Origin of the sequence: Rhizobium sp. BK538 (assembly GCF_014197575.1) — a bacterium.
In the GTDB taxonomy this organism is placed as follows: Bacteria; Pseudomonadota; Alphaproteobacteria; order Rhizobiales; family Rhizobiaceae; genus Rhizobium.
On the sequence record NZ_JACIFT010000001.1, the window covers coordinates 194,541 to 208,030 of the forward strand.

The 13,490-nt window shown below is 60.2% G+C and carries 14 protein-coding genes; 3 read left to right on the top strand and 11 right to left on the bottom strand.

The window, feature by feature from the left end:
• Positions 1–68: 68 nt before the first annotated feature.
• Together FHX09_RS00950 and FHX09_RS00955 are read right to left on the bottom strand one after the other, a co-directional pair.
• On the bottom strand, positions 69–1,199 hold the full coding sequence (locus FHX09_RS00950) for a calcium:proton antiporter (protein WP_184449057.1): 1,131 nt from the start codon (positions 1,197–1,199) through the stop codon (positions 69–71).
• Positions 1,165–1,335: a hypothetical protein gene (locus FHX09_RS00955; RefSeq protein WP_165933027.1), complete on the bottom strand. Its 171-nt coding sequence runs from the start codon at positions 1,333–1,335 to the stop codon at positions 1,165–1,167. Before FHX09_RS00955 ends, FHX09_RS00950 begins: the two co-directional genes overlap by 35 nt.
• 114 nt (positions 1,336–1,449) lie before the next feature.
• Here FHX09_RS00955 and FHX09_RS00960 point away from each other — a divergent pair, with 114 nt between their 5' ends.
• Positions 1,450–2,427: a substrate-binding domain-containing protein gene (locus FHX09_RS00960; protein WP_184449059.1), complete on the top strand. Its 978-nt coding sequence runs from the start codon at positions 1,450–1,452 to the stop codon at positions 2,425–2,427.
• 55 nt (positions 2,428–2,482) lie between these two features.
• On the opposite strand, the gene FHX09_RS00965 is transcribed toward FHX09_RS00960, so the two are convergent.
• The 5 genes from FHX09_RS00965 to FHX09_RS00985 are packed head-to-tail and all read right to left on the bottom strand — an operon-like array spanning position 2,483 to position 7,522.
• Entirely contained in the window at positions 2,483–3,748 is a 1,266-nt protein-coding gene (locus tag FHX09_RS00965; RefSeq protein ID WP_184449061.1) for an ABC transporter substrate-binding protein, read from the bottom strand.
• 25 nt (positions 3,749–3,773) lie between these two features.
• Positions 3,774–4,610 (bottom strand): carbohydrate ABC transporter permease, encoded by an 837-nt coding sequence (locus FHX09_RS00970; protein WP_184449063.1) that lies wholly within the window; start codon positions 4,608–4,610, stop codon positions 3,774–3,776.
• Positions 4,607–5,536, bottom strand: a complete 930-nt coding sequence (locus FHX09_RS00975) for a sugar ABC transporter permease (RefSeq protein ID WP_132588038.1) — start codon at positions 5,534–5,536, stop codon at positions 4,607–4,609. The genes FHX09_RS00970 and FHX09_RS00975 overlap by 4 nt, the downstream gene beginning before the upstream one ends.
• A complete protein-coding gene (locus tag FHX09_RS00980; RefSeq protein ID WP_184449065.1) occupies positions 5,529–6,698 on the bottom strand; it encodes an ABC transporter ATP-binding protein in 1,170 nt (389 codons plus the stop codon). Before FHX09_RS00980 ends, FHX09_RS00975 begins: the two co-directional genes overlap by 8 nt.
• Positions 6,695–7,522 (bottom strand): metallophosphoesterase, encoded by an 828-nt coding sequence (locus FHX09_RS00985; RefSeq protein ID WP_132588036.1) that lies wholly within the window; start codon positions 7,520–7,522, stop codon positions 6,695–6,697. Before FHX09_RS00985 ends, FHX09_RS00980 begins: the two co-directional genes overlap by 4 nt.
• Before the next feature lie 294 nt (positions 7,523–7,816).
• Between FHX09_RS00985 and FHX09_RS00990 the strand changes: the two genes are divergently transcribed.
• Together FHX09_RS00990 and FHX09_RS00995 are read left to right on the top strand one after the other, a co-directional pair.
• A complete protein-coding gene (locus FHX09_RS00990; protein WP_007801623.1) occupies positions 7,817–8,263 on the top strand; it encodes an SRPBCC family protein in 447 nt (148 codons plus the stop codon).
• A gap of 76 nt (positions 8,264–8,339) precedes the next feature.
• Entirely contained in the window at positions 8,340–9,398 is a 1,059-nt protein-coding gene (locus FHX09_RS00995; protein ID WP_184449067.1) for an adenylate/guanylate cyclase domain-containing protein, read from the top strand.
• A 12-nt stretch (positions 9,399–9,410) separates the two neighbouring features.
• On the opposite strand, the gene FHX09_RS01000 is transcribed toward FHX09_RS00995, so the two are convergent.
• The 4 genes from FHX09_RS01000 to FHX09_RS01015 form a co-directional block, all read right to left on the bottom strand.
• On the bottom strand, positions 9,411–9,848 hold the full coding sequence (locus FHX09_RS01000; protein WP_184449069.1) for a GFA family protein: 438 nt from the start codon (positions 9,846–9,848) through the stop codon (positions 9,411–9,413).
• Between the two features lie 127 nt (positions 9,849–9,975).
• A complete protein-coding gene (locus FHX09_RS01005) occupies positions 9,976–10,554 on the bottom strand; it encodes a sugar transferase (RefSeq protein WP_184449071.1) in 579 nt (192 codons plus the stop codon).
• Positions 10,555–10,597: 43 nt separating this feature from the next.
• Complete coding sequence (locus tag FHX09_RS01010; RefSeq protein ID WP_184449073.1) at positions 10,598–11,509, bottom strand: NAD-dependent epimerase/dehydratase family protein; 912 nt, start codon at positions 11,507–11,509, stop codon at positions 10,598–10,600.
• Positions 11,510–11,561: 52 nt separating this feature from the next.
• Positions 11,562–13,487, bottom strand: a complete 1,926-nt coding sequence (locus tag FHX09_RS01015; protein ID WP_132588031.1) for a nucleoside-diphosphate sugar epimerase/dehydratase — start codon at positions 13,485–13,487, stop codon at positions 11,562–11,564.
• Between the last annotated feature and the right edge of the window lie 3 nt (positions 13,488–13,490).

Consider the following 13,490-nt stretch of genomic DNA (forward strand, 5'->3'; position numbering starts at 1 on the left):
TGATCGCGAAGGTGCGGCAATGTCGATGTGCCGCGGGCCTCGCCAATTCGTGACCAGCGATCGGCTCCCTAAACTTCGAATATCAGCAGGAAATAAGCCACGAAGAGAACGAGGTGGACGGCGCCTTGCATCAGGTGCGTGCGACCGCTTGCAAAGGTAATGATGCTGAGAGCCAGTGTCAGAACGAGCATCACGGTGTCAGTGCGCTCCAGGCCGAGCACGACGGGATGCCCCGTGAGGTGGCTGATGACCAGCATCGCAGGTACTGTCAATCCGATCGTGGATAGAACCGATCCTAGGAAGATGTTGACTGACCGCTGCAGATGATTGGCGACCGAAGCCCGCACGGCGCTGATCGCCTCCGGTGTCGCGACGAGGACAGCCATGATGACGCCGCCGAGCGCCAACGGAGCATGAAGTGTCTCGATGAAGTAGTCGACTGGCGCTGCCAACTGCTCGACCAGGAAAACGACGAGAGCCATGTAGGCAACCAGCAGAATAACGGGAAGCCATAGAGGTTCTTCTGTGGTTCTGATGTGCCCTTGCGCCACCTCACTGGTGTCATCGATGAAGAATCCTCTGTGGCGACCAGTCTGCAAGGTCAGGAACACGCCGTAGAGCCCAACGGATATCAAGGCGAGAACCGTTTGCTGGACGGCGGAATAGGGCGGTCCGTTTGTCGGATGCGTAAAATTCGGCATGATCATGCTGAGGGTTGCCAGAGGCACGATGACGCCCAGATAGGCGTTGGCGCCCTGCAGATTGTGGTGCTGCTCATGCCGTCGCCAGCCACCGATCAGCAGGGACAGGCCGACCATGCCATTGAGGATGATCATCACGACGGCAAAAAGAGTGTCGCGCACCAGCGTTGGATTGTTCTCGCCATGTAGCATGACCGCCGTAATGGCCATCACCTCGATCGACGTGATTGCAAGCGTCAGAATAAGCGTCCCATAAGGTTCTCCCAGTCGCTCCGCGAGGCGATCGGCATGACGCACGACTGACAATACGGAACCAAGCACAACTGAAAAAAGCCAAGTGAAGATGACCGCCAGCCATAGGGGATTCGGAAGCAATCCAAAGATGACGTCGCTGAAAAGGAAGAACACAACGCTCGTCGCGATGCTGGCTGCAAGCAGCCATTCCCGGCGGGCGCGTTCCAACCTAGGGCGTTGCGACAAGGCCACGTCTGAGTTCATCCTCGAGTTCCTCACAGTCCCTTCGAAGAATACGCCACAAGCCGACCCATCCGTCCACTCCCATCGCGCAACCGAAGACCTCGTCGAGCACGCGGTCTTCGACTGCGTGCGTGCAAGCGTCTTTTACCGCGGTCATTGGCTGAATTTCTCTCGTTCGACTATGTGATCGTTTCGACCGACATAAAACCTTCATCGCAAAAGCCGAAATAGCCCGAGCATTGAGGCCGGCATTGTGATGGGGAAAACGAGCATGACGACGTTGCAGCAGGTGGCGGCAAGAGCGGGTTGCTCGCTTGCGACGGCAAGCCGAGCCCTTGGCCTCAAGGGTTCCGTGAGCGACACGATGAGCCGGCGCGTTCGGCGTGCCGCGGCCGAGCTTGGCTATCGATCAACACCTGCCATTGGCAAGGGCGGCAGACGCCCTGTTATTGGGGTTCTCATCCCGAGCATCACCAACCCGGTCTTCTCTTCCTCCCTATCCGGTATCGAGGACAGGATGCTGGTGGCCGGTCACGGAGTGCTGATTGCACAATCACATTATGAACCGGCACGGGAGGCTGCTGCGATACAGGCATTGTTGAATGATCGACCCACCGGCCTGATCCTGACCTTATGTGATCCTTCGAACACCCAGAACTTGCCCTCGTCGATGCCGCCGACCGTGCTGCTTGGCAACCGTCCAACCGAGATATTTCCCGCAGCCGTCACCGTCGACAACTTCAGGGCGGGATACGAAGCAGCAAAAATGCTGACCGCACTCGGCCATAAAGCAATCCTGTTTGTTTCTGGGACCTTCTCCGCATCCGATCGCGCGCGCCTGCGCCATGAGGGTTACCAGCAGGCCATGCTGGAGGACGGTATCGAAGCGTTAGATCCGGTACAGATTCCCTTTGTTGGTGGTTACGACCAGCTTGATTTGAGCGGCGCGCTGACCCGGTTTTCGCCCACTGCGATCATTGCCTCCAACGATCTCCTGGCTTTTGCGGTCATCGGAGCTTTGCGCCGCGAGGGACTTTGCGTGCCGCGCGACATGTCGGTGGTTGGCTTCGACGGCATTGCCATCGGTCAGATGATAGATCCACCGCTGACGACGATGGAAATGCCAGACGCCAGCATGGGGAGAACTGCGGCATCGTTGCTCCTGGATATGGCCGAGAACGCTGCACCCGCGCGGCATTTTTATATCGCCTATTGCCTGCGGCGGGGTGGTACGGTTCGCGCGATCTGAAAGAAGCAAACCACCGCCTCCTTTGAAGCGGTGGCCATCTTCATCAGCTTGGCGATCAACTGCGTGGCAGCAGACGCTTTACTTCATCAGCAGCGTCGTCCAGCGCTTCGTGCGCGGTTGCGGACTGGTCGACGACACGCGAGGTGTTGTCGACGATCGTCTGCGTGACGCGAACGCCATTTGCACCCGGGAAGGCATACCAAGGGATCATGCGCGGCATCTGCTTCAGGCCGGCCTGGAAGAGCGGGTTCTGCTTATAGAAGTCGCCGAGATATTGCGGAGACTTCGCGGCCAGCTCGTTGTTCGGCACGTAGCCGGTGCCGGGTACGACGACCGAGGCGCCATACGGCCCGGCGGCAAACTTGGCAAACTTCCAGGCTGCATCCTGTTTGGTGGCCTCACGCGTCAGGATGACAACCGCGTTGCCGCCGGTCGGCAGCTTACCGTTGACCGGATCGAGCAGCGGGATTTCGGCGGTGCGCAGGTCGAACTTGCCGCCGACATTCTTGATCGTGTTGCGCAGCGCGCCGGTTGTCTGGAAGGCAAAGCCGACCTTGCCGGCAACGAAAGCCTGTTCGCCAGCGGCCTTGGTGAAGACCGGCATGCCAGCTTCCTTGACCATGCGCTCGACGATGGTCATCGCCTTCTGGCCTTCCGGGCCGTTGAAGGCCACGCTGCTTTCGTCTTCGCTTAGCATCTTGCCGCCGGCACCGAACAGCAGCGCGGAGAACATCCAGTCGTCGCCCTGCCAGCGGAAGTCGATGGAATCGACGCCGTTGCCCAGCGCCTTGATCTTGGCGCCGAGTTCGATGACTTCGTCCCAGGTCTTCGGCGGATTGTCGGGGTTGCCGCCGGCAGCCTTCACCAGGTCGGCATTGTAATACATGATCGGGTTCGACGTCGCGAAAGCGAGGCCGACTTGCTTGCCGTTCACCTGCGCGAGCTTCAGGATGTTATCCGAGAAGCCCTGTTCCGCCATGCTCTTGTCCTTGGCGATCAGCGGGCCCAGGTCGACCGGGAGGTCGCGCTCGTTGGCCATGCGCAGGCGGTTCAGACCGATGAAGGTCAGGTCCGGCATCTCGGCCGTGCCGGCCTGACGCATGATCGTCTGGATGCCTTCCTCGTAGGTCGCGGACGGGTTTGCGAACTGGATCTTGATGTCAGGATTTTCCTCCATGAACTTCTTCGAGATCGTGTCCATCACGTCCTTGAAGAAACCCGGCATGGGATAATGCACGGTCAATGTCGTCTCGGCACGGGCCGGAAGCGACACCGTCATGGCGACCGCCACGGCGGCTAGAATCTGTGTGAAATGCTTCATCGCATGGCTCCTGGTTTAAGACCGGTCAGCCCTTGAGACCGGTCATGGTGATGCCCTCGACGAAGCGTTTCTGCGCCAGCAGGAAGGCGGCGACGAGGGGGAAGGTGATGATGAGAGTGGCGGCCATCAGCGCACCGTAGTCGTCTCCGGCCTCCGCGGCGCGGAAGTAGAGAAGGCCGAGGGGTGGCGTCGCATAGGCCTGGTTCGAGATGACGATCAACGGCCAGTAGAGGTCGTTCCAATGCGCGACGACAGAGAAGATCGCGAAGGCAGTGATCGCCGGCCAGGCGTTCGGCACGACAACGCGCACGATGATGCCTGCCTCCGTCATGCCGTCGAGACGTGCTGCGTGGATCAGGTCGTCCGGCATGGAGCGGAAGAACTGCAGGAAGAGGAAAATGCCGAAGACCGAGATCGTGAAGGGCGCGACCAGCGCGAAGTAGCTGTTCAGGCCTGCGACCTTGTCGAAGGCGACATAGAGCGGCAGCGCGGTCGCGTGGATCGGGACCAGCAGGCCGAGCATGACGAGCATCATCATGGCACGGGCCGCCCGGAATTTGAGCTTCGCCATCGCATAGGCACAGGGGATTGCGATCGCCACCTGGATGACAAGGATCAGTACGCAGACCACGACGCCGTTGAAAAGCAGGTTGCCCATCGAGACGCGCAACAAGGCCTTGGTGAAGTTCTGGACGTAGAACCATTGCTGCGGGACGAGGGACAGCGATGATGTGAAGATGTCGCTCTGTGCCTTGCCGGCCGTCGAAATCATGAAGATGTACGGGGCGAGGAAAACGAGAGCGCCGAGGCTCAGGATAGACAAACGGATGATGCGAGCGACGGGGAAGGTGGTTGCGTTCATGAGTAGTGCACCTGTCGGTCCTGGATTCGGTATTGCAGGAACATCAGGACGACCAGAATGGCGAGGAAGACGACAGTCATGGCCGAGGCATAGCCGACCCGCAGATAGACGAAGCCTTCCTGGTAGATCGTGAAAAGGAGCACTTCAGAGGCTTTGTTCGGTCCGCCCTCGGTCAGCGTCTTGACCGTTTCGAAGACTTTCACGGAGTTGATGATGCTGATCGTCGTCACGAAGAGTGTCGTCGGTCCGAGCATTGGCCATGTGACGAGGCGGAAGCGATCCCACCCGGAACGGGCCCCGTCGACTTCGGCCGCAGCATAGAGTTCGCGGGGGATGGCGGTAAGGCCAGCCAGGAAGAGCACCAGGTTAAAGCCCACCGATTGCCAGATGCCGATGATCGACAGCCCGTAGAGCACGGTGCTCGAGGCGCCGAGCCAATTCGGCCCCGCAATGCCGATTTGCGATAGCATCGCGTTGATCGGCCCGATGGTCGGGTGAAAGAGGTATTGCCAGACGGTCGCCATGGCGACGAGGAGCGAGGCGACGGGCAGGAAATAGGCAGTCCTGAAGAAGGAGCGGCCGATACCCTCGGCCTCGATCAGCATGGCAAGGCCAAGCGCCATGAAGATCGAGATCGGTGTGACGATCGCCGTATAGACCGACGTGTTCCAGAGCGAGCGCTTGAAAGTGCGATCGGTCAAGAGCTCGGCATAATTCTTAAAACCGACGAACTTGAAGCCGGCATAGCCGAGTTCGAAATCGGTGAAGCCAAGCCAGATCACTGCCGCAACCGGCAGGAGGATGAACAGGAAGACGAGCACGATGGCCGGCAGGCACAAGAGCCAAGCCGTCCTGGCTTCGTTACGCTCGGTGGTCCTGGACGGCGCACGTCCGATGACGCCTGAGGCGGCGGCAATGTCAGCCATGCGCAGCCTCCCGCGCAACGCTGGTCGTCAAAGGTGCAGCTTGCAGGCGCGCGCCATCGGCGCCGAACACAAGAACATGCTCGCCGGCAACGTGCAGGCGGACCGGCATGCCGGCGGCAAGACCGGCACCTTCGACGGGTGGGATCTTGGCGATCATGGTTTCGCCGATCGCCTCCAGACGGCTATAGATGATGATCTCGGAACCGAGGAATTCCACACGCTCGATCCTGGCCGGCAGGCCGCTTTCACCGCCGCGCGTGATGCCGACGAACTCCGGGCGTACGCCAAGCGTTACAGCCCTGCCAACCGGAAGCGTCCGGTTGGAAAGCACACAGCGAACGTCACCGAGAACCACTGTCGAACCCGCCTCGATCTGCGAGGGAAGAAGATTGATCCGGGGCTGTCCGATAAACTTTGCGACCTCGATATGCTGCGGATCGTCATAGATGAGCCGGGGTTGCGACAGCTGGAGGAGCGCGCCACCGATCATCACGGCGACCCGATCCGCCATCGAAAGCGCCTCGGCCTGATCGTGGGTGACGTAAAGGGTCGGCACGCCAGCGCGCCGGTGCAGTTCGACGATCTCGCCACGGGCATGCACGCGCAGGTTCGCGTCAAGGTTCGAAAGCGGCTCGTCCATCAGGAAGATCGCCGGTTGGCGCACCATGGCACGACCAAGCGCGACGCGCTGGCGCTGGCCGCCGGACATCTGGCCTGGCTTGCGCTCGAGCACGTGCTCTATCTTCAGCGAAGCCGCCATGCTGCCCACGTCGCGCTTGATGTCGGCGATCGCCTTGCGCTGGCCGGGCATCAACGGCCCGATGAGAGGCAAGCGCTGAGCGCGCGTCAGCCTGCGCATGACGAGCGGCACGGCGATATTCTGCGCGGCCGTCAGATGCGGATAAAGCGCGTAGGATTGGAAGACCATCGCCATGTTGCGCTCGGCCGCCTTGAGGCGGGTGATATCCTGGTTTGCGACCACGATCTCGCCGCCATCGGCGGTCTCGAGGCCGGCCAGGATGCGCAGCAGCGTGCTCTTGCCGCAGCCGGACGGGCCGACAAGCGCAATGAACTCGCCCGGCTCCGCGTCCAGACTGACGCCCTTCAGGATCGGGTTTTCGCCAAAAGATTTATGAATGCCGCGAAGGGATAGGGCGCTCACTCAGCCGCCTCCTTCGTGACGGCCTTTGGATAGACCTCGTGCACCACTTCATCGAGCACGTGCGCGGTCATGCCCGGCACGGCGACGATCTCACTCATGACGTTGTCGCCAAGCGTATGGATGACAGCGCCAACGAGACGCTCGCCCGGCATCGCACGCTCCAGTTTGTCGATGACGAAGGCAGCCGACGGACCCCAGACAAGCGAGGTGCCTTCGAAGCGTCCCTGCCAGGCCCGGTGGAGGTGACCGCTGGCAAAGAGCGGCACGTCGTGGGCGGCGATGAGATCGTAGAGCCGTCGGCGCTGGCTCGGGCGGACGGACCAGTAGCCGGTGTCGCCTTCATGGGGTTCGTCAACGAAGAGCGGCTTATGGGCAAACAGCGCCAACCGGCGACCATTGCGCTTTTCGAAAGCGTTCTGCAGCCATTCGAACTGAGCTTCCTCTTCATCGTCCCCGTGGCCGAGAAGCAGCGAGTTGAGGCCGACGAGGCGCCAGTCATTCGTGTCCTCAATCCAGCGGTCGTCGCCGGCAAGTGCGCGCCAGCGCTGCAGGCGCTCGGCATTCACTGGCTGATCCGAGCCAGGCATGTGGCCGACATCATGATTGCCCGGCACGATAAGCATCGGGATCGACGTCTGACGCATCAGATCCATGCAGAAGGTGATGTCGCTTTCCTTGTCCGCGCCGTCGACCGTGAGATCGCCGGTATGGACGATGAGGTCAGCGCCGGTTGCCTCGATCCAATTTAGAAGCGGCGCCCAGTTGCCATTGAAATGCGGCTTCTCGGGGCTGAAATGGGTGTCGGTGATCTGGATGATTTTCACGGGGGGCCGCTCTCCGGTTCGGAAGCGTGCCGGATTGTTGGGCACGCTTGGTGCAGCCTCTTTAATGGTGGCCCGTGTCAGTGCGGTAACAGCGCTTTCCACTGCCGTTCCATTTTCGTCGCACAACTGTCATGCGAAACTGTGTTCGGTCCCGGGTTAATCTGACCGGAGCGTTCCCCACTGGCCCGATGCACTTGCTGGCTGAGCCCCTGCGCCTATCTCCCTTCTGTGAGAGTTCGCGAAAGCTGGATTGGCCGTCGACGGACCAGGTCGCGGCAACCATTGGAGAAGTTGATGCCGGAGCCCCTTGTCGTCCACCGCGAGACCCACATTTCCGCACCGCCTTCCGCGGTCTTTGCCTTGCTCACCGATCCCGAAAAGATCCTGCGCTGGATGGGAACTGAGGCACAAGTCGAGCCGCAGCCAGGTGGTCTTTATCTCGTCAACGTTACCGGCGCTCGCTTCGCGCGCGGCTCCTTTCGGGAGGTCGTGCCTGTCCACCGGCTCGCCTATAGCTTTGGCTGGGACGGGAGCGAGATTGTACCGCCCGGGTCGAGCCTGGTGGAGATAGACCTGATCGAGAAACCGGACGGAACCCTGTTGCGGTTGACCCACACCGGACTGCCGAATGCCGAGCAGTGTGCCGGACATGCGGAAGGCTGGGAGCATTATATCGGCAGACTGGCGGAATGCGCGGCCGGGCGCGATCCGGGTCCGGATCGCTGGGCCGGTCGGACCTAGTGGCCATTCTCCGGCTCCGCGTTGACGCGATAGAAGCGCCGGTGACAGTTTTCAATCGGAATGGCATGATCCAGGCATGGATCTGCCCACCTCCCTAGCATGGCTGGTCGATGAAGCCGGCACGTCGCCTGATCCCGAGAGGTTTCTGGCCGAAATGGGACGCAGGCTGCTGGTGGATGGGTTGCCGCTGGCGGGCGGCGCCCTGACACTTGTGGCGCCGCACCCAATCATCGCCCGCCGTACATGGCTGTGGCGGGCCGAAACCGGTGCCGTCATTGAGGCGCTGAGCTTCGTCGATACCTTGCCCAACCAGGCAGGACATGAATGGCTGGCCGGGCTTGGAGCAGTTCATGAGAACATCGTAGGCCCGGCGCCGGATGGTCCGGTGCTCGGATGGGCGGGGACACGAGCGTTTACCCCGGACGAGATAGAGGAGTTGCACCTGGCGGCACGCTTTGCCGCTCCTTCCTTGGCGGCGCTCGCGGCAAGGGCAGGGTTGGCCGCGCTTCTCGAAGCCTATCTCGGCCGACGGAGCGCTTTGCGGGTGCAGGCCGGCGCTTTATCTCGCGGCTCGGGCGAAATGATAAGTGCCGCTCTGCTGTGTGCAGATTTGCGAGACTTTACGGCGCTCTCGGAAGCGACGGAACCGGCGGTGATGATCATGACGCTTGATGCCTGGTTTGATCGAATTGCAGGTGCAGTCCACGCCTTCGGCGGTGAGGTGCTGAAGTTCATGGGGGATGGAGTGCTGGCAATTTTCCCCGTTACGGGAACTGCCGGGAGCGCATGCGAGGCGGCATTGCGTGCGGTTGGTTCTGCTCGGGCGGGTATGACCCATCTCGAGACCATCCGCAGAGGCCAAGGATTGCCGTCACTGCCCTTTGGTGTAGCACTTCACTTCGGGGAGATTCTTTGGGGCAATATTGGCGCTGCAGACCGGCTGGACTTTACCGCGATCGGGCCGGCAGTCAATCTCGTCAGCCGGCTCGAGGGGTTGTGCAAGCCTCTCGGACATACCGTATTGCTGTCTGGCACGCTCGCGGCGGAGGTCGATGCGACCTTGGTTCCTCTGGGGAAGCATGCCTTGAGGGGCATTGCGGAGCCCTGCGCGGTCTTTACCTTGCCTGGCGACTGACAGACCCCTGGCCTAGAACCAAACATCGGCCACCTTACGCGCGTCTGGCTGCAGATCCTCGAAACGATGAAGACCGTCAAAGCGTTGCAGGCGAATATCGGACACGTCTGCAGGTTCCGCGAGGCGCAGGTTGACTGCAACTCTTGTCTGACCGTTGCTGCTTGGCTTCAAGGCGCGCCAGCTAACGAGATTGCCGCAGCGACGACAGAAGTTGAAGGAAAGGGTCCGCGAACCACGAATATACGCCGTCAGTGCATTGGTCTTGTCTTCGACGTGAATTCCTTGGCCGTCATACTCATAGGCCCACAAAACGCCGTAACGCCGGCAAACAGTGCAGTTACAGATCGTGGCATCCGGGATGGCGCCTCGAAACTCCCAGTGTACTGCTCCGCAATGACAGGAGCCGCGGGTTATCTTGGGGATGGGTCGCTGCATTTTGCCCGTCATCATGGCAATTCTCCCCTCCACTACTCCTTATTCTTCTACCGCAGATGGCTCAGGTTCGAAAGCTGCGATCATCGAAGTCCGGTGCGTGGACGTTTTTAGGTTGGCCGCCAAGCACGACTTTGGCTGGCAGCTATTTTGCGGCAGCGTCTCCTGTCCCCCGCCCGGCCAGAGTGCTGAGCACGAGTACGATGTCCTGCCAAAAGCCGGCCTTTTGAATATAGCGGGCATCAGCTTCGGCGAGCGCCTCAGGCGTCGACATGTCGATTCCCTGAAGCTGGGCCAGTCCCGTTATGCCGGGTCGCACGGAGAATACCTGGCGTTTGCGTCGCGCGGCGATGACGTCATGTTGCGATGGGAGACACGGGCGAGGACCCACGAAGCTCATGTCTCCGCGTAAGACGTTGATAAGTTGCGGTAATTCATCGAGCTTGTAGGCCCGCAGTTTCCGGCCAAGCGGCGTGATCCAGGAGGACGCAGCGTCATGAGAGCCGACGTTGGGGGAGCCCGCCGCCATCGTCCGGAATTTGATGCAGACAAATGGTACCTCGCTCCTGCCCACGCGCTCCTGAAGAAAAAGCGCGCCGCCAGGCGACGATTTGCGCACAAGGAGCACGAGGACAATGAAGGCCGGAGAAAGAACGATAAGTCCGAGGCCCGCGGCGCAGATATCAAATAGTCGCTTCAGAGATCTGTTAAAGCCGTTGAGCATCGGGAGATTCTAGTTCCTATGTCAAAAATTAACGCCAAAGCTCTCAAAATGAGCGCTTCAAGGCGGTTCGCATATCAAGGGGCGGCGTCCAGTCCAATAGCGCGCGCGTATGCGATATGTCCACCTCCAACCAATCGGTAAGGCGACTTACGAGATCTCCTTTGCCGGTTGCCCGGCCGAGGAGATGCAGGATGGCCGGAGGAAGCGGAACCAGTCGTGCCGAACAATCCATCGCAGCCGCGAGCCGCCTCAACAACTCGGGGGTCGAGATTGCCTCGTCGTCGCTTGCCAGCAATATTTGACCGGCTGCGGCCCGATGAAATGCTGCGGTTATGATGAGATCGGTGAGATTTTCCACGTGTACCATGGATCTTCGATTGTCGATCGACGCCACGGGCAATGGAATTCCGCTTCGAAGGAGCTTCGTGAGAGCTCGGAAGCTTCCGACTGCTCCTCGCCCATAGACCAGCGGCGGGCGAATGATGACGATCTCCATGCCAGACGTCTTGGAAAGTGCAATCAGCGCTTGTTCGGCTTCAAGCTTCGAGGCCGCGTATTCGGTCGTCGGATCCGGTGAATCGTGAGGCGTGAACGGACGCCCCTTGGTCGATCGTTCTCCGTTCACCTTGATGGTGCTGATAAAGACGAACCTTTTGACCCCCGATGCGGCCGCCTGCTGTGCAAGGTTGATGGTCCCATCGGTGTTCACCCTTCGGAAAACGTCAGTTCCTGAGCTTGATCCATCGATGACGTTCTGGTTTGTCGCCGCGAGATGGATGATGCCATCGACGCCGGGCAAGGCGGCCTTCCAATCCGTTGCGCCATCAATGTCCCCGACAGGGACACTTCCTGCCTGCGCAGAACGGCCAGCGGCCCTATAGGCGACATCGCGAGTGCGTAATGCCTGCTGGAGATTTTGACCGACAAAGCCGGTTGCGCCGGTAACCAGTAGCATTCTCAGCTCCGAGCCGACGGCAGGATGCAAGGCAAACCTTTGACGCAGGCTGTCATTGGGCGACGCCTTGGCGAAGGGAGACGAGATCAACCACCCCGTCAAATGGGCGATAGTCCTGTACAAGCTCGCTCAGGATGCGGCGCAATTCCTCGACATCGCCCCCGTCGGCCGCGGAGCCCAGTTGCTGAAGTTTCGGTGACAGGGCCTCCCAGGTGATAAAGCGCTCCCGCGCGCGCATGATCTTGGGATGTTCGGTCGGCTCGGGATTGTCGCCGATCAGCAATTCTTCGTAAAGTTTCTCTCCTGGCCGCAGGCCAGTCGTGACAATGCTGATGTCGCCTGACGGATTTCGCTCATCTTTGAGGGTCAGGCCGGATAGCTCTACCATACGCCGGGCAAGGTCGATGATTTTGACGGGTTCACCCATGTCGAGGACGAAGACGTCGCCTCCCTTGGCCATGGAGCCTGCCTGTATAACGAGCTCCGTTGCCTCCGGCACCGTCATGAAGAAGCGAATGATGTCGGGATGCGTCAGGGTAATGGGGCCGCCTTGGCGAATTTGCTGGCGGAACAAGGGGACAACCGAGCCAGATGATCCCAATACGTTGCCAAACCGCACCATGGTCAGGACGGTTGTGGCGCCCTCTGCCGCCAATCCCTGAAGTGCCATTTCCGCCAGTCGCTTGGTAGCGCCCATGACATTGGTCGGCCTGACCGCCTTGTCTGTGCTGATCAGTATGAATCTTTCCGCGCCGGTATTGATCGCCGCTCGCGCAACCGCAGCAGTGCCAAAGACATTCGTTTTGACCCCTTCTACGGGGTTCTTTTCCACCAGCGGCACATGTTTGTACGCTGCAGCGTGATAGACGGTGTTTGGCCGCCAGGTCTCCATGATTTTCTCGATACGAAGCTCGTCGCAAACGCTTGCAAGCAGGGGCACGATCTGCAGCCCGGTATCCGTGTTGCTACCCAGCAGTTCGTTCTCTAAGGCGTAAAGCCCATATTCGTTCTGGTCGAGGATCAGCAATGCCGCCGGCTTCAGCCGCGCCAGTCCGCGGCACAGTTCGCTGCCGATCGATCCGGCAGCGCCTGTCACGAGCACGACCCGACCGCGAATGTTGCGTTCCAGCAGTGCTTGATCTGGCCGAACCGGCGTGCGGCCCAGCAGATCCTCAATATCCAGTTCCTGCAGGTCGGTGAATTCTGCCTGGCCGCCGGCGAGGGCGTTCAGGTCGGGGACAGTACGAACGGCAACGCGTGCTCCACGAAGCTGCTCCAGGATTTCATTGCGGCGGGACCGATCGATCTTCGGAAGCGCCAGGAGGATCGTGCGCACGTTCAGCCGCGCGCTCAATTCCACGATTTTCTCTGGATCGTAAACCACAACGCCGCCGATGAGGCTTCCATGCAAGCTCTTGTCATCGTCGAGATAGCCGACAACCTTGAAATCAGCACTGCCGCTGAGCGCGCCAGCGACCTGCCTGCCTCCGGATCCAGCACCATAGATGAGCATGTTCGTCTGCGTGTTCTGTCGCAGGATCCGCTTGTAGGCCTCACTCAGGAAATATCTCGCCATGAAGCGGGACAGGCCGATCGCCAGCAGCAGCAACAACGGCTGCATGATGCCGATCGTGCGTGGTATTCCCGGGAAGCTGATGGCGGTAAAAATGGCCATGAATGCAAGGCCATAAATTGTTATGGCCTTGATTACCGTGATGAACGCCGACCAACCGAGGAAACGGAAGATTGCCCGGTAAAGACCCATTGTGATGAAGATCGGCAGGGCAATCACGAGTGACACAGGGATTGTTGCAAGCTGCATCCCGGTGAGCGTCACCCAATCATTCAAGCGAAAGCAAAAGGCGAGCCAGATGGTCAAGATGCAAAGGCATGAATCGACAAGCAGGGCCAAAACACGCTTCGCAGGCCGTGGCAAATCGAGAATGCTTCGAACGTACCTGTCGGAAACCGCCCGCATCTG